General features: G+C 62.7%; 11 protein-coding genes and 1 tRNA gene. 4 read left to right on the forward strand and 8 right to left on the reverse strand.

What is annotated here, in order from left to right; genetic code table 11:
- Positions 1 to 121 (forward strand): integrase core domain-containing protein (locus AC1DYU_RS11595; protein WP_476792097.1); only part of this gene is annotated, 121 nt, incomplete at its 5' end.
- A gap of 1,027 nt (positions 122 to 1,148) precedes the next feature.
- Here the strand turns inward: AC1DYU_RS11595 and AC1DYU_RS11600 are convergent.
- The 5 genes from AC1DYU_RS11600 to AC1DYU_RS11620 all read right to left on the reverse strand — a co-directional run bounded on the left by AC1DYU_RS11600 (position 1,149) and on the right by AC1DYU_RS11620 (position 11,610).
- Positions 1,149 to 3,056 (reverse strand): DUF2235 domain-containing protein, encoded by a 1,908-nt coding sequence (locus AC1DYU_RS11600; RefSeq protein ID WP_476791758.1) that lies wholly within the window; start codon positions 3,054 to 3,056, stop codon positions 1,149 to 1,151.
- A gap of 17 nt (positions 3,057 to 3,073) precedes the next feature.
- Positions 3,074 to 6,790 carry a lipase family protein gene (locus tag AC1DYU_RS11605; RefSeq protein WP_476791759.1) on the reverse strand — a complete coding sequence of 1,239 codons (3,717 nt, stop codon included), beginning with the start codon at positions 6,788 to 6,790 and terminating at the stop codon, positions 3,074 to 3,076.
- An 88-nt stretch (positions 6,791 to 6,878) separates the two neighbouring features.
- A complete protein-coding gene (locus tag AC1DYU_RS11610) occupies positions 6,879 to 9,068 on the reverse strand; it encodes a glycoside hydrolase family protein (protein ID WP_476791760.1) in 2,190 nt (729 codons plus the stop codon).
- 833 nt (positions 9,069 to 9,901) lie between these two features.
- A complete protein-coding gene (locus tag AC1DYU_RS11615; RefSeq protein ID WP_476791761.1) occupies positions 9,902 to 11,434 on the reverse strand; it encodes a DUF6538 domain-containing protein in 1,533 nt (510 codons plus the stop codon).
- 86 nt (positions 11,435 to 11,520) lie between these two features.
- A tRNA-Ser gene (locus AC1DYU_RS11620) sits at positions 11,521 to 11,610 on the reverse strand.
- 329 nt (positions 11,611 to 11,939) lie between these two features.
- Here AC1DYU_RS11620 and rplU point away from each other — a divergent pair.
- From rplU to AC1DYU_RS11635, 3 genes are all read left to right on the forward strand, one after another.
- Complete coding sequence (rplU, locus tag AC1DYU_RS11625) at positions 11,940 to 12,641, forward strand: 50S ribosomal protein L21 (protein ID WP_476791762.1); 702 nt, start codon at positions 11,940 to 11,942, stop codon at positions 12,639 to 12,641.
- Between the two features lie 100 nt (positions 12,642 to 12,741).
- Complete coding sequence (gene rpmA / locus AC1DYU_RS11630) at positions 12,742 to 13,008, forward strand: 50S ribosomal protein L27 (RefSeq protein ID WP_158483396.1); 267 nt, start codon at positions 12,742 to 12,744, stop codon at positions 13,006 to 13,008.
- 150 nt (positions 13,009 to 13,158) lie between these two features.
- Positions 13,159 to 13,824, forward strand: coding sequence for a GNAT family N-acetyltransferase (locus AC1DYU_RS11635; protein WP_476791763.1), 666 nt, complete (start codon positions 13,159 to 13,161; stop codon positions 13,822 to 13,824).
- 130 nt (positions 13,825 to 13,954) lie between these two features.
- On the opposite strand, the gene denD is transcribed toward AC1DYU_RS11635, so the two are convergent.
- From denD to AC1DYU_RS11650, 3 genes are read right to left on the reverse strand one after another with little or no spacing between them, the layout of a single operon-like run.
- The gene (gene denD, locus AC1DYU_RS11640; RefSeq protein ID WP_476791764.1) at positions 13,955 to 14,938 is read right to left on the reverse strand and encodes a D-erythronate dehydrogenase; all 984 of its coding nucleotides are present in this window, start codon (positions 14,936 to 14,938) and stop codon (positions 13,955 to 13,957) included.
- Between the two features lie 26 nt (positions 14,939 to 14,964).
- Entirely contained in the window at positions 14,965 to 15,711 is a 747-nt protein-coding gene (locus AC1DYU_RS11645) for an SDR family oxidoreductase (RefSeq protein WP_158483399.1), read from the reverse strand.
- Positions 15,712 to 15,727: 16 nt separating this feature from the next.
- Positions 15,728 to 16,201: a GNAT family N-acetyltransferase gene (locus AC1DYU_RS11650; protein ID WP_476791765.1), complete on the reverse strand. Its 474-nt coding sequence runs from the start codon at positions 16,199 to 16,201 to the stop codon at positions 15,728 to 15,730.

Below are 16,201 nucleotides of genomic sequence, written 5' to 3' on the forward strand. Positions count from 1 at the left end.
CGCCCGGGCAAAAATGGAGGCTTGGCGTAGAGACTACAACGAGGTCCGGCCACACAGCGCCATCGGCAACAAGCCGCCGATATCGCTGATGAACGGCTCTCCGGCGCCCCCGCCGGCATGAGCCCTAACCCCGGAAGATTCCAGCTCGCGCTGGCCCAAAATCGGGGAGCACGTCATAACCCCGGAAGATTCCAGCTCGCGCTGGCCCAAAATCGGGGAGCACGTCAAAACCCCGGAAGATTCCAGCTCGCGCTGGCCCAAAATCGGGGAGCACGTCAGCGCCCAGATCTCGAACGCCTGCCCCTTCTCGGGCGGGATGAAGGCCAGTTCGTGCGTGTGCAGGCCGTAGTGCAGTCTGGGTTCCGATTTGCATTTCTGGAAACGTAAGTCCGATGAACTGGAAATTGGCTTCGGAAAGGTCAGAAATTTCAGTCGGTTACGGATGAATTAGATTACCGGGCGGTCGGCGCGCTCTGGACTTGTCCCGGAAAGGGGGTCCTGCCGGATGAAGAAAGGAAATGGTGGTCGAGGGAAGTATTGGAGGTTGGGGTTAGGTGTCTGGTGGTGTTCGGGGTGGGAAGGTTGGTGGTGGTGATGGTTGTGGCTGTTGGTGTTGGTGTTGGTGGTTGGGGGTGATGGGGTAGGTAGGTGTGTAAGCCGGTGGAGAGTGGCTGCCGGCAGTGGTACTGCCGGAGGCAGAGGTCTGCGGGTGTTGTATGGAGGGGGGGGTAGGTAATAAAGTGTTTGTCACAGCCTTCTCATAGCGTGCCGACAGCATTCCAAGCGGCACTCCCAGAGCGATTCAAGTTGTCGGGCAATGTCTCACTTCCAACGTGCGCGCATCACTGATCCCGGTTCGCGCCAAGAGCAGATGTGGGAGCTTTACCCGAAACCGGACATATATTTTGGATCAGCCTTTACGTCTGGCTCGAACCACTGCAGACGCTCGACCGCGACTTGCTAGCTCTCTATGCCGATGTCGAGCAATTCGCCCCAATCGGTGAAACTGGCCGTGACGTGTTCGCTGTCGTTGCGCTTCGGCAGACCCGGTAATCAATAGTCAATGTGGCGCTGTTGCTGCCGTCAGTGAGAGCGATATTCAAGTGCAGTCGAGGCTCAGCCTTTTCGCGAAATCTTGCTGCGAGACCTCATGTGGCGCCGTTGCGCCGCCGACCATTCGCCTCGCAGGAGCGTGCAATCCTTGATGTACTCGTCTCGAGCCGCGCCTCCATCCTGCTGGCCGATGTCGCGGCGCTGACCGGGACCCGGCTAATGAGGATGAGGGCGGCGCAGACCAGCGCCACGCCCAAAAGAAAGGGAATTGCCCTCCGCGTAACGAAGCGATAGACGCCGGCCATCGCCGTGCTAGAGCGCAGTCTGCGAGCGAATGCCATCGAGGGTAAGGGCGTGTAGGCTGGCGGCACGCCATCTGCGGGTTTTCGCCAGGCGATGCGCGAGATGTCCTTAATCTGGCGCTGCAGCTTGGCGCTGCGCGAATACATCCAAATGAACAGCGCGATCAGGAGCGCTGACTGCAAAGCGTTCGCCTTCAAAGCGTCCAGCCAAGGCTTGGCAAAGGCTGGGGCGATGGCCCCGGCCAGATCGACGAGCCATGCCCACACGCCGGCCGTCAAGTCCGAGGCGACACCAAGCGGCCGCCAAGGCGGCGCCTGGACGGTTTCGTGGATTTGCGCCGCGGTCATCGGGCTTAGCCATGGCAGGCAGGCAAGCCAGATCAGCGTTCCAAGCATTACGAAATAGTGCAGCCGCCGCCACCAGACGACATCGCGCGCATGTTCGAGAATGGCGCGGGTGGGCTTGCTGATCGCCTGTATGGCGCGCTGAGGCGCAGTCTGGTCGGCAGCCTGCCTCTCCCCCTCCTTAGGCAGGAAAATGAAGCTGTCCGGCAGGTTTACGGGCCCGTAGCAGCTCGGTTCATGCGCCACGCGCATCGCGACGGAATGGTGCAGCACCGGCGGCCCGCCGGTCTGCGCCAGATCGCCAACCGGTCGTGGATCATAGCGGTAGAGCGTTGCCGCGCCTGCGCGGGAGTCGTGCAGCGGCGCCGTCGGCGAGGCGCGCAGCGCCCACGAAGCCATCGCGTCCCGGTTGAGGGGCAAGCCGAGTTTGGCGGCCTCGCCCGCGATCCACATCAGCGGCACCATGGAGAGCGCGTCATCCGGGTAGCCCCCCCCGACATCCGAGTGCATCCCTGGAAACCAGACCTCTTGGACCGACTGTCCCGGCGAACTTTGGCTTTGGTCGAAGCGGACGGGGTGGAAAGTCGTGCGCTCGTCGTCGATGGCAAGCACATGGCGCACGGTCTGCACCAGCTCCGAGCAGCGCTCATTGCGGAAGCTGACCGGCCATATCAACCTGTTGACCACCGGCCGCAACTCCTCGACCGGCATGCCGAAGGCCTCAACCGTGTCGAACAGGCCCATGAACTTGATCGGCGGACGCCTGCGATCGCCATTGGCGGGGTCATCCATGGTCTTTTGCGCCGCGAGAAAGGCCGCGCGGCCCTTGCTCAGCCGCCAGCGGACGCCAAGCGCTGCCCTGACGACTGCTATGGTCGGATGGGTCCAGAAGGGCGTGGGCGCTGTCTTGCGGCGGTAGCTGCGCCAAGCATAATCGCTGTTGGAGATCATGATCGCTTCGCTGACCGGCGATCCACCGATCTTGCGCGGCATCAAGCCTTCATGGTGGATCAGCCCCGCCAGCGTGCGGATGGAGAAGGCGCCGCGGCTGAAGCCGAACATCCAGATCTCAGCGCCCGGCTCCCAATGCCAGCAGATGAAGCGGTAGAGCTCGCGCACGTTGGCGGGGACGCCGAGGCCGATCGCGCCGTCGATCGCCGCCAAGGGTCGGATGCTCTGCGTGCCGACGCCGGGAATGTAGCGCACCGCGGTGTCGCTGCACGTCTGGCGGACGGCTTGGTAGAGCCGCCAGACATTGGATTCCTGGTGGCTAAACGCATTGCCCGTACCATCGGCGAAGACAACGATACGAAGTGCCGGCGTTTGCTCCCGAAGCCGACTTGCGTTCACCGTCATGCCACTCCCCAGCGCGATCAGTCGATGTCGTAATTGCGTGTCGCCGCGCAGGAAATCGGGCCGGCAGGCGATCGATCGAAGGTGAAGGGCGCGGCGACGTCGAACAGTGTCGGAGCGGGCTGAGGCCAGTGGCGGCTGGGCTCGAGTCCGAAGCGCTTCCGCGCTTCAGGATTTCTGCCAAGCTTATGCTCGAGAATGCGGCAATGGCTGCTGATTATCTGGTCGCGCTGGCCCGCTCGTGCCGCAGTTTCGCGCGCGGCGTGCAGCTCTCCCGCGACAACGTGTGAAAAAGTCAGCATCCCAACGATAGCTGAGCGTGCCTCTTGACCATACTCAAGGACAAGCCTTTCGTCGATTTTGCGGCGAACTGCGTCGAGCGGGGGCCCTGCCTGGTTGACGGCCAGCCGGCGCGCAAGAAGCTCACTAATCAGCTGCTGATCGTTAGTGGTCCGTTGGTTGACCACGGGCGGCGCCTGAGTGGCGGGCGCCGCGCCCAGTGCGGCGTCGATGAGGTCAGCGGCCTTACGCCGATGCTCCGGCCTGTGCGAATTCATGAGACCGTCGACAACCAGCACGATCATGTCGGCTGTGACGTGACCATCGGGACGAGCGCGAAGGCCGCGGTACATCTCGTCAGCCGCTTCCGCAGCTCGCTCTGCGTCGAAATTTGCCAGGAACCGCACCCACGCCACCCCACGACCTAGCGCTGACCGTTGATGGGTTTCGTAGTCTCGCGCCGATGACGGAATCGCCGCCTGTTCGTCCTTGCATTTAGCGTCCGCTATGCAGGCAATCAGCTTTCGAAATGACGGCTCAAGGCTCTCGAACTCCCTTGAACCGTAAGCCGGATTGGGGACAGCTGACGCAATCTTGTCCGCGAGCTGACTGGGCGGCTTCAGGGCAAGAAGGTCCGCCGTGCTGTCGCGCGGTAGCCCGATAGCCGTTAACGTGAAGGCTGCGACGACAGCTGCCGCCGAAGCGTCGCCAACCGATTTGCACTCCTTTCCGGCGTGGTTCGCAAGCAACCGAAAGCCGCCGAGGAGTAGCTGCCGCTCGGAACGGCACAGGGCCTTGACATCTCGCAGAGGAGTGTCCCCAAAATCGAATATTGCGAGGCAATCGCGCGAGATTGGTTCGTTTTTATTCAAATTGCAGGAATTAATTAGATATTTGCTCATCCTTTTTCTTGCTTCAACGCAAGGTACATCTTCAGACCATTTATTCGTTTGATCGTCTGTTTGTAGACGTTGCGACATCATTAGCAAGCCGGCCTTGCAGCTGGTCTGGGCGCGCTGTTCCTGTCGTTCAAATACGCCCTTCATGCTATCCGTATTGGCAGCGGTGGAGCTAGTGTATTGTAATGCAGCACTGGCAAGCCGGACTAGATCTTGCGCTGTCGAGGCCCGCCCCCATGAGAAAACGTCCCGCGCCGATGATAGTGCGAGTGCTGCCACCAGATCGCGGGCCTGACTCTCGGAGTCGTGATTCTGTTGCTCCAGACTTTGACCGCAATTCTGTATCCAAGCAGCGGCCTCCGACTTCAGGTCCTTGGCTAGTTTAGGGAAGTCCCGGGCGCCGTCGGCGTGGAGCGGAATGTAGATCGCCAACATTGCAAGTTGGTCTGTGTCGCCACAAGCGATGAAGCGTCGGCCGTTCCGTTCGTCTATCCAAGCGAGATTGGCAGCTCTGCGGTCCTGTTCGGTCAACGGACGTCCGCCCATCAGTTTCCCATAGAGACCTGCGAGCGTGATTATGTGCGCTCTGCGCACATGATGCGGATAGTTTCCGACAGCATATTTTTGGACCACGTCGGCGAGATGGTCATTTCCAGCGAGACGATAGGCAAAAGCCAGGCGTTGGCTGACGACTGAGTTGGTGTTGGCCTGTGAGATTCGACGCAGCAGCCGCCAGATCGAGTCCTCGTCACTTAGTCGGCCTAGCGCCGCCAGATGCACGGCGTATGCACCTGCTAAGGGAGCGTCGGACATGTTCAGTAGGAACGGGTCCTGCTCTGTCGCTCGTTCAGCAGCATGGTACTGGCTGGCGTGGGTGTAGGGCAGCACAGCAACAGACACCAACGTTGCCGTCGTTGCTGCGGCTGCCGTGACGACGCCCACCCAAACAGCGACCGTTAAGCCGTTAAGTCTCGCAAAACGACCCCGGTTGGCTGTTACCTCAGTGTCCCTCAGCTGACTAGGGCTTGCGACTGGAGGTAATCGGACGAACTTGAGTTTCAACGCCGCATGCTCGGGTAAGCGCGCAATCCATTGCACCATGAACCCCATGAGCGGGAAGTCGCGGGAAGTGCCGCTTAAGCCGTTGTTAGCGGATCCCAGGAAATACGAGGTGTGGATTACGCCATTGAACGAGATCTCTCGCACGAGCGCCTCTATGTCGCCCTTGGCAGATGCGTTGTTGAAGACACGCAGCCTAGCGCGCATCTTTGCAAACATTTCCCCGACAGCTTTGTCAGCCGATTGGCTGATGCCTGCGATGGCGCCGGGCTCCAGCACTCTATTATACGCCTGCAGAGCTTTGGGCGCTCGGCCAATTCGTGCAACGGTCAGACCTTCGCGATCATCTCCAAGGGCGAACTGCGTCAGGGTGCGCCAGGTTGCCTCGTCGAAGATAGGGCGGACGATCGTCTCAAGCCAAGGAACCCTACGCGAAGCCCCGCTGACCTGTTGCGGGCGCAGGCTCGGCGCTTCCAACAATGCAGCGCTCAATAGGGCGATCGCCTCGTCATCCGGATGCGACAGCCCGAGCCATTTTCGACCATACTCCTTCGCAGCCAGCGCTTCATGGCGCGCCCGCCGCGCATCGTCCCTATGCAGCAGCAAAAGCCGGTAGATATTGTAACCAACCCACACCAGAATAGCCGCAAGTGCGGCCGCGGCGATGAAGCCCAAAGCCATCAGCGCGCGTCGCTCGGTGAGCCCACTGCCACCAAGGACGTAGGCGGACACTACGCTCATGCCAAAGGTGGCCAACGCCAAGCTCGTCAGGTTGCGGAATAGGTTCCAGCCGCTCAACAAAAGTCCGATGTGGAGCAGGGTGAGGTTCACGACATAGCGGACTAGGAAGAACGCAAGCATGAATACCGTCACCCGCACGGCGGTCCGCGCCGAAATCAAACTAGTCGCTTGTTCCCACAGTTTCGACGGCGCGCGGTCGACAACAGACTGAGGATGGTTCCATATCTGTCGTAGTTCTGCGATGTCGCCGGGGAGTTCGCCCCAGTAGGTCGCTAGCCAGCCTGCTAGCAAGACGAACGCGAAGAAGAGTGCCAGTGCCGGTCCGCGCAGCTCGTTCCACGCCGTCCTGAACTCGATGAACGGTGTCCCTATAGTGGTCCAGGTCCGGAGTCCGCGCAGGCCCTTGTTGGGGTCCTCGCGCATTCGCTTGGCCGACTCCACTAGGGCGTGCCATATCACGCTTCCTCCATGGCTGTGGCCGATCAAGTGATAGGGGCGCCGGTCTTTGTCCTCAAACTCCTCGAGCAGCCGCGCGAGCTTTTCGCCGCCGTCGCGGCGAGCCGTCTCCCGATTGGGGCCGGGTCCAATCGCGGGATCAGGCCACTGAAAGGAGCGGATCTCAACTCTTGGTCCATTGGCCAACCCGCGAAGCCGATCCTTCAGCTCCTCCGACCAATCGCTGGCTTCCTCCCACCATGCCTTCGGCTCGCCGTTCGAGCTCGGGATCCCCGCGAAGGTGCCGTGGACGAGCCAGACCACGCTGTCTGTTTGAGCATATGCCGGAAGCTGGCCGCCCGTGTTACTGCCACCTGCGCTATTGCCCCCCTCGTCCGGTCCAGCCTCCTCCTCAGTTGCCAAGGTTCTTGCCCTCTCGGTGGTCCTTGACGCGCGCCTCGGCTATGCGATTAGCCAAAATGCGTCCCGCGAGCCCAGCCGCGACGAGCGCGGCCGAGCCGGCGAAGCCGGGCAGTGTACTCGAGGCGGTAAGCGCTACGCCCTTCATGACCGACTGAAGCACCGTCCCGTCGGCAAAGAAGCCGGGCAGGATGTCAAAGATGGTGCCCATGCCCTGCGGCTTCAGGCCGCCGGCGCGTGTCATAATCCCGATGGCGCGGTCGATCTCCGGCGCACCGGCCAGCGCGTCCGCCGGAAGCGCACCCCGCAGCTTGACGAGCGCCTGGAGCAATTCCGGTGCGCTCGAGGCCGCGCCGTCCTTGATCGCCCTAGCGCTCTCTGCTAGCCGCCTCAGCGTCTCCGTACTCTGCGTCCCTACGCCAAGCTGCGACACATCCTCAAGCAACGCCAGAACCGCGCTCGTCGGCTGAGACGTCGGCACCGCGGCGTTGATCACGGCGCTGTTGCCGACGCCAAGTGCGCCGAACCCGGTCGTGATCCAGCTCAGGATACGGCTATTGGCTGCGTTCCTGACGGTGCTCGAGCCGGCGGCGATGACATCGGCCTCGGACGCCCCCGTTCGGTCGCGCCCGAGCGGGCGCATCGGTCCTTTGTCGAGCATGGCTTGGGTGGCTGCATCGAATTCGCCCGTGGTGGGTACTTTGTTGTCGGCCTGGAAGGCGAGAATCGCGCCCTCAGTGAGGCTGCCAAAACGTCCGTCGATCTTGCCGAGCTCGTAACCCAATGCTCTTAGAGCCGTCTGCAGCGCGCTAACGCGCGCGCTGGGTGCTGCCATATCGTCCCGCCGGAGGACAAGTTCTCCCGCAGGCGGCTGGACGGGCGCGCCCCCTGGCGGTTTGTTCACCCCAATCCGCCCGATAACTTGCCCCATCGGCGCACGGGGATACTCAAGAGCTTTGGCGCGCTGCTCCTCTGTGATCAGAAGATAGCAGACGTCATCCTGACGGTATTGCCGCAAAAGCCCATCAACGAGTGGCTTGAACTCGGGCCACTGCGACGGCGGCACCGTCTGGCAGCCTTCGCTCGATGTGCGCGTGTTGCCGCCCCTGTGCAGGTTGATCCAGAACGGACTGCGGCCTCGATCGCTTTCTTCGCTGCCACCGTCGCGAGAGACAGTCACCGCGCTCGCCTGTCGGAACGCCTGATGTCCGTAGGCGCTCTGATAACCGTGATAGCCGGGCTTATAGAGCACTGCCTGCGGAGCAACCAGCGTGGCAATGCCATTGCGGCGGATCGAAGGATCGGTGTTACCATTGAAATTATGGACGTGGTCAGGCTCGATCACGAAGATGGCGTCGTCGTAGAATCCCCGGTCGTTGACGTCGGGCATACCGAAACTGTCATCATAGTATCCGCGCACCGCGAGCAGGACGACGGCGTCGTCATGCCGCCCGGGCGGGAGCAGGTTTTTGTAGGCTTCCAAGACGGCGCGGGAGTCAGCAACGCTTTGGCGCGGCCGCATGCGCGGCAGTATCGCCGATTGTGGATTGGCTGGGTAATCCTGGAGCGCGGCTTTGCCCGCTGGCCCCGACACGCCGCTGTTGGTTCCAGGTCTTGCTGCTGACTTTAAGTGCGCCTGCATCCCCAACTCCGCCTCGACCATGGCCAATATCTCAGCGCGGGGCAGTGCGCGCTTGGGTCGGCCCGCCTCCTTGAAAGTGATGGGGTCGGTACCGTAGTCGCCGTTCAGGAACATTGCGAGCTCGGCGGCGCGTCGTTTCTGCAGCCCCCTGCTAACTTTGCCTCCGGCTTTGTTCCAGACGAGCAGCTGGTCTGCCGCGCCGGCGAAGTCGCCCTTGTTGAGCAGCGTGATCATCGTGACCGACGCGTCGCCGATCCTGCCCAGATTGAGCTCCCAGCTGACCAGTGCATCGAACTGATTTTGGCTGAGTTCAACCGTGACGGCGCGCTCGACCGCGTCCTCCGCCCCGGCGATGTCATCTAGGAAAATCTCAATGGCGCGCTCGAAGGAGATCGTTAGGCCCTTGTGGGGCTTTGGTTCGCCCGCTGCGGCGGTGTGCCCCACGCCGATGGTCCAGACGCCGACCCCGTCATCGTAGGCTTCAAGCCATAGCGCCTCATGCGCCATGATCGCGACAAGACCTTCCGCACTGGTACGCATGCTACCCTCATTCGATTGCTATGGGGCGCGCACGGTTTATACCTGAAGCGGATCTTCGGGATTCACCTCCCGGGACGCGCCCGCCACGCGCCCGCCGGTCAATCAACAAAGACCATGCCCACCCGCCCAAATCCGGCAATTTCTTATCACTGACGTTGTCAGTTACTTAATCGAAGCATCTTCCTTAGCAGAATGCAAATACTCCCGAAAGCGCGACGTAAGGGCGCTGATATGACAAAGCTCGATAGGCGCGCATCAATTACGTGCGTTTGATCGACATCCGTCTGACGTGATGGTGCAGCTATCTGCAGTCAAGCTCAGCCGCATTCCATCGTAGCAACGCTTGCATGATTTACGCCGGTGTCCCCCGGCGGGATATTTATCGAGCGGCGCGCCTCAAATTACTAACTCCAGCCAGCAGTCACAAGGGAACGATATCTTCCAGAGCGCTGAGCAGTCGGAATTCAATTCTGGAAGCTAAAGGCAAACATTCTGGAATAGGGCGACGATTAGCGATATCGATTCAACATTAGACTCCAGTTTCATTACCTTGGCACGAAGGAAGATGGTGCTTGGAGATTGAGGTCCTACGGCCCGGTTAGGTTTCCTGTATCGGCGGGGGATGTGGTGGCATGCAACGGTGGGCCAGAGTGAGGTAGATGGGTGCAGGGAGTGTGTCTGCCGGCAGTGGTACCGCCGGAGGCAGAGGGGTCCGGCTGATGTGTGGAGGGGGTATTTCGAATATCGATCGGAGTGCAGCCGAGGCACAGCCGTCGCCGAATGATTGAAGCAACAGTGCCACAGCGTTTCATCTATTCGAACTTAACGTGCTCCTACGACAGCTTGAGTGTCGGGATTTTGGAGATCTCTCGGTGGAGCGCCTCCATCGGGAACTCGCCATAGCCATCGGCGACAGTTCTGCCCCGGTGGCCGGTCATGGCATCGACGATGTCGGGGACGAGGCCATGGCGGCGACCGAGGGTTTTGAGGCGATGCCGCCAGGAATGGCTTGGCGCCAGGCGCTTATCCTCGATGCCGAGCAAGCGCACCCATTTACCGATGATCCGGGTTCCATTGCCGCCTCGGCTGCCGAAGCGGTCGGCCGGCAGCTTGGCGAATAGCGGCCCCTTCTTGATCGAGCCTGCGAACGTCAGAAACCCGGTGTCGATCAGGGCGGGGTGAAGGGGCACTGCCCGTTCCGAGCCCGCGGTCTTGATCGAGCCGGCTTCCGGATCGATCTTCAGGCACCAGATGCCGTCGATCTCGACGATGTCCTCAGCCCGGAGCTGGCAGATCTCGGCGACGCGGGCGCCGGAATAGGCGCATAGCCAGGGCACCCAGCGGAGCACCATATCCTTTTCGGCCTGCGCCGCCTTGAGCACGATCTTGGCCTCGTCGTCGGTATAGCCACGCCGCGATTCCGCTGCCTTGGTCTTCACGTCCATGGTCAGGCGCTCGGCCGGGTTGCTCGACAGCAGGCGGTTGTCCACGGCCCATTGCAGGATGGCCCGGACCGGAGCGAGATTGGAGTCGCGGATCGTCTTGGGCTGGAAGCCGGCCGCGATCAGGGATTTCTTCCAAAGCAGGAGTTCGTCCGGCGTGATCCGGGCGGCGTCATCGTGCTTGAGCGTCTTCTCCAGTTTCCGGATGATGCGGGTCCAATTGTAGAGGGTCCGCTGCCCCGGCCGTTTCTCCGCCGCCCAGCCCTTGAGAATATCATCGAGGCGGACCGCCTTCTTCGCCGTGACAGCCTGCATTGGCGCCGCGCCGTTGCTAAGGCCGGCGGACGGTCCGTGGCTCGGATAGCCCTTCGCGAGCTCGGCGAGCGTTAGGCTGGCGCGCTGGACGGCGCCTGCGATGGCCTTGGCGTATTTTACTCGGCTGGCCTCATCGACCTTGAGGCCACGCTCGGCAAGGCCGGTATCGGCCTCGCGCAGGCACCAGGCTTCAAGCTCCTGGATCTTGCCGCCATCGGCATCCAGCGCGGTCAGGTCGATCGGCGGACGATCGGCCCAGATCGAAGGTTGAGGAGGAAACAGCTTGTCGCCGAGCGCGACCGGCCAGGGCTGCTCGCTTGGATTGTCGCGATAGCGAGCGAGCCAGGTGTCGTGAGCGGATCGGGCGAACTCCTGCGCCTCGCGCTCGCTCAGCGAACGCGGGCCAACTTTCAGGTTGGCCCAGCGCTTTTCGACCGCGACGAGAACCTCGGCCTGCTTGAGCTTGGCCTCGGACGGATCGCGCGTTCCAAGGCTCTGCTTCTCCTCGGTCTTGCCGAGCAGGGCGCGGAGCTCCTCGGGTACGCGCTTGCGAAACCAGTAGATGCCGGTCTTGGGATGCTTCCAGGGGCGCGACATTGCGAGAGCCATTGTGTACCACCCGTGTGTACCACTCGGGCGGCTGCAAGCCACTGATTTTTCAGAACTCTTTTTGGATCAAACCCTTAGCGGGATGATGGCGGACAGGGAGGGATTTGAACCCCCGATACCCTTGCGGGTATGCCGCATTTCGAGTGCGGTGCATTCAACCACTCTGCCACCTGTCCGCGGTCGCCTTCGGTCGAAGCGGGCTGGTACTACACGCGGCGTCCGGCCAAAACAAGTCTCCGGTCGCAACAAGTCTCGCAACACGTCTTGCACCCGTCATATTTCGGGCGGGTACGCACGCTTTCCCTTGACCTCGACCGGTCATGCGACTATCGAGCCTCATCCGGCGTGGGGAAACCCGCGCCTGATCTCTTTTGGCCTCATGGTTTCGCGGTTTCGCGAGCGGGGGCCGGCAAGAGCGAACCCGACCCGCAACGACTGCCAAAAAGCTGTCCCGCATGCCCTCCCCGGAGGCCATGACAGGGCAGGGCCGAACATGGAGGATAAAATGTTCGCAGTCATCAAGACCGGCGGAAAGCAATTCCGCGTTACTGCCAACGACCGCATCACCACCGCCAAGATCGAAGGCAACCCGGGCGACACCGTCGCTTTCGGCACCGTGCTGATGCTGACCGATGGCGACAAGACCACGCTGGACGCCAAGGCCCTCTCCGAGATCACGGTTGCCGCCGAGATCGTCGAGCAGGCCCGCGGCGACAAGGTCATCGCCTTCAAGAAGCGTCGCCGCCAGAACTCCAAGCGCAAGCGCGGCTTCCGCGCCGAGCTAACCGTCATTCGCATCACCGACATCCTCACCGGCGGCAAGAAGCCGGAGATGAAGAAGGGCGAGGCCTCCCCGGTCGCGCTGAAGGCCGCCTCCACCGAGACCAAGGGCAAGGCCACCGCGAAGGCTGCTCCGAAGGCTGCCAAGGCTGCATCGACCGCCGAGGCACTCGACGCCTCCAACCTCTCGCTGATCTCGGGCGTCGGCCCGACCATCGAGAAGAAGCTGCGCGCCGCCGGCATCACCTCCTGGAACGACATCGCGTCCTGGAGCGAGGCCGACATCGCCAAGTGGGACGAGGAGCTCAAGCTTCGCGGCCGCGCCACCCGTGAGGAATGGGTCGAGCAGGCCAAGGAACTCCTGGCCGGCAAGCCCCCGCGGGCGAAGGCCGACCAGGCCGAGCAGGCTTCCGGCGAGGACTACTGACGCACCCCGTCAGTCCGTCTTCGTCTTTCGCGCCCGGACCGGCTGGCTTTTGCCACCGATTCGGGTTAGAGAACACACATCAGTTTTGAGGTAGGGCGTTATGGCTCACAAAAAGGCAGGCGGTTCATCCCGCAACGGTCGTGACTCCGCAGGCAGGCGCCTCGGGGTCAAGAAGTTCGGCGACCAGGCCGTGATTCCGGGCAACATCATCATTCGGCAGCGTGGGACCACTTGGCATCCCGGCGCCAATGTCGGCATGGGCAAAGACCATACCCTCTTTGCGACGACGGCCGGCCGCGTCCGATTCACGACGAAACTCGGCCGAGCTTTCGTGAACGTAGTCCCGGCCCAACAGGCCGCAGAGTAAACGGCGGATAGGGAATTTCCTGATCCGCCGGTTCCATCGAACCGGAACGGATCAGGGGTCCAGCCCTCTACAGGGTCACCCAAGGTCAGCGAAAGGGAGATGGGACAAGATCCCGCCTCCCTTTTTTCGTTTGCGCCGACGGAGAGACCCATGTTCCCCGAATTGACCCGCGACGATGTCTTCCGGCTCGAGACCCGCCGTCTCTGGCTGCGCTGGCCCCGCATGGCGGACGCTTCCGCCATCCTGCGCCAGGCCGGGGAGAAAGCCGTGGCCGAGATGACGGCCTCGATTCCGCATCCCTATCCGGTGGATGCGGTCGAGCCCTTCATCTTCGCGATGCGCAAGGGCAATGCGCTGGGCGAGCATCTGGTGCTGGCGATTACGCCGCGGTCGAAGCCCAACGAGCTGATCGGCATGGTCGGCGCGCACAGGCAGGCGACAGGCATTCCCTTCATCGGCTACTGGCTCGGCACGCCACACTGGAACAAGGGCTATGCCACGGAAGCTGTGCAGGCCCTGATCGACACGCTGTTCTCGCTTGTCGAGATGCCGGCGATCGAAGCGGATACGCGCGTGATCAACCCGGCTTCGCGGCGGGTGCTGGAGAAGTCCGGCTTCCGCGCCGAGGGCTCGTTCCTCAAGTCGCTGCCGGCGCGCGGCGGGCTGTTCCCCTGCGAGCAGTTCCGGCTCGACCGCTCGACCTGGGCGGCGCTGAAGCACTGGGGCGCCAGCGGCTGGACGCATGCGCCTGATGTCGACCCCGAGATCGAGGCCGCCGATCTGATGGACACGCCGGGCGAACCCTGCCCGGCGTGACGTCAGAACCGCGTCCCTCACCGTCATGCTCGCCCTTGTGGCGAGCATCCACGTCTTGGTCGTAGCGCGCGACGGTCGAATAGGTGGATGGTCGGGACAAGCCCGACCATGACGATAGGGCGCAGGCGTCTCACTTCACGAAGTTGCCGCCCAGTTCATCCTCGATATGGACGCGGATGATCTCTTCGAAGCTTGCCTCCGAGGTAAAGCCGAGCGCCGTCGCGCGCGCCGCGTTGAAGTTCTGCGGCCAGCCCGCGACGATCCTGTCGATCACCGGATCGGGCACGCGCTTGATCCGGGCGACGACGCCCTCGCCCGCGACCTTCCGCAACGCCTCGATCTGCTCGGCGACCGTGCAGGAATAGCCCGGCATGGTCAGCGCGCGGCGCGGACCGACCTCATTGAGATCCATGGTCGATGCCCGGATCAGGAAATTCACCGCCGAGCGCGGCGAAGCGTGCCAGTGGCGCACCTGCTCGGACACCGGCAGCACGGCGTCGATGCCATTCAGCGGCTCGCGGATGATGTTGGAGAAGAAGCCCGAGGCTGCCTTGTTCGGCGTGCCGGGCCGCACGCAGATCGTCGGGAAGCGGATGCTGATGCCGTCGAAGAAGCCGCGCCGCGTATAGTCGGAGAGCAGCAATTCGCAGATCGCCTTCTGCGTGCCGTAGCTGGTCAGTGGCGTCGTGAAGAACTCGTCCTCGATCTTCTCGTGGAACGGCGCGCCGAACACCGCGACCGAGGAGGTGAAGACGAGGCGCGGCTTGTATGAATCGCCCGCCAGCCGGATCGCCTCGAAGAGATAGCGCGTGCCGTCAAGATTGATCTTGTAGCCCTTCTCGAAATCAGCTTCCGCCTCACCCGAGACGACCGCGGCGAGATGCACGATCAGGTCCGGCCGCGAGGCGATCAGCGCCTCGGCCTGGCCTGGCATCGAGACATCCGACACGACGGTGTCGAAGGCGAAGGGCGCACCGGCCGGCGCCTGCGCTGCGACCACGTCCTGCGCCGTGACCTTGGCGATGGTTTTGCCGCCGAGATGGCCATCACGCGCCAGCCGCTCGATGAATTTGCGGCCGGCCATGCCGGCGCCGCCGAGAACGAGAATATGCATTGGGCTTCCTCCCATTTTTCTTGTGCTCAGAGAGCAAAACCGCCATCGGCGAGATGGATCTGGCCGGTGGTGTAGCTGGCTTCGTCGGAACCCAGATAGACGGCGAGCCAGGCGATTTCCTCGGCCGTGCCGAGCCGGCCCATCGGCTGGCGGTCGATGAAGGCCTGCCGCGCGGCGGCTTCGGTCGTCTTCGTCGCCGTGGCGAGGTCCTTGATGCGCTGGTCGAGCGAGGGCGACTGGATCGTGCCGGGGCAGATCGCGTTGGCGCGGACGCCCTTCTTGATGAAGTCGGCCGCGACGGCCTTGGTCAGGCCGATCACCGCGGCCTTGGTCGTGCCATAGGCGTAGCGGTTCGGGATGCCGCGCACTGAGCCGGCGCCCGAGGCGATGTTGACGATCGAGCCCGCGCCCTTGGCCAGCATACCCGGCAGGAACGCCTTGATCGTGCGGTGCATCGAGGTGACGTTGAGGTCGAAGGAGAAGTCCCAGGCCTTGTCGTCGGTATCGAGCACCGTGCCGTGATGGACGAAGCCGGCGGCGTTAACGAGGATGTCGATCTGGCCGACCTTCGCCGCGAAGGCCTCGACCGCCTTGTTCGAGAGCACATCGAGCTTGCGCTTCTTCGCCTTGGGAATGCCTTCCAGCAGCGCGACATCCTTGTCGGTCGCCCAGACGGTGGCGCCCTCGGCGACGAAAGCCTCCGCGATCGCGCGGCCGATGCCCTGTCCGGCCGCGGTGACGACCGCAACCTTGCCCTTCAAACGTCCTGCCATGATGCCTTGCCTTACCCTATGTCGGTTTCTGGAGTGTCTTGTTGGTCTGAAGTGATTTGCGCATATGGGCGAGCCGGCGGTCCGGCAGATCCTCATGATGCGTGATCTGGTAGCCGAGGCGTTCATACCAGCCGATGCGGTCGACGAGCTTGGCGTGCGTGTAGAGATGGATGGCGTCATGGCCAAGGCCGGACGCGCGCTCCTCGGCGAAGCTCATCAGCCCTGTGCCGAGGCGCTTGCCTGCGGCGTCGGGCGCAACCGCAATGCTCCAGAGGATGAACTGGCCGTCCTTGGTTTCAAGGACGAGCGCCGCTTCGAGGCTGCCCTCGGCCTCGGCGAGCCAGACCTCGTGCTCGGCCAACACCTGCGCATAATCGGCCAGGCGCGGCAGCGAGGGCACGCCGATGATCGACTCATTGGGTCGATAGGCGGCCTCGGTCAGCGCGACGATCGCTGGAACATCTGCAAGCGTCGCGCGCCGGAGATCCAC

Source organism: Allobosea sp. P2_B12 (assembly GCF_056404835.1).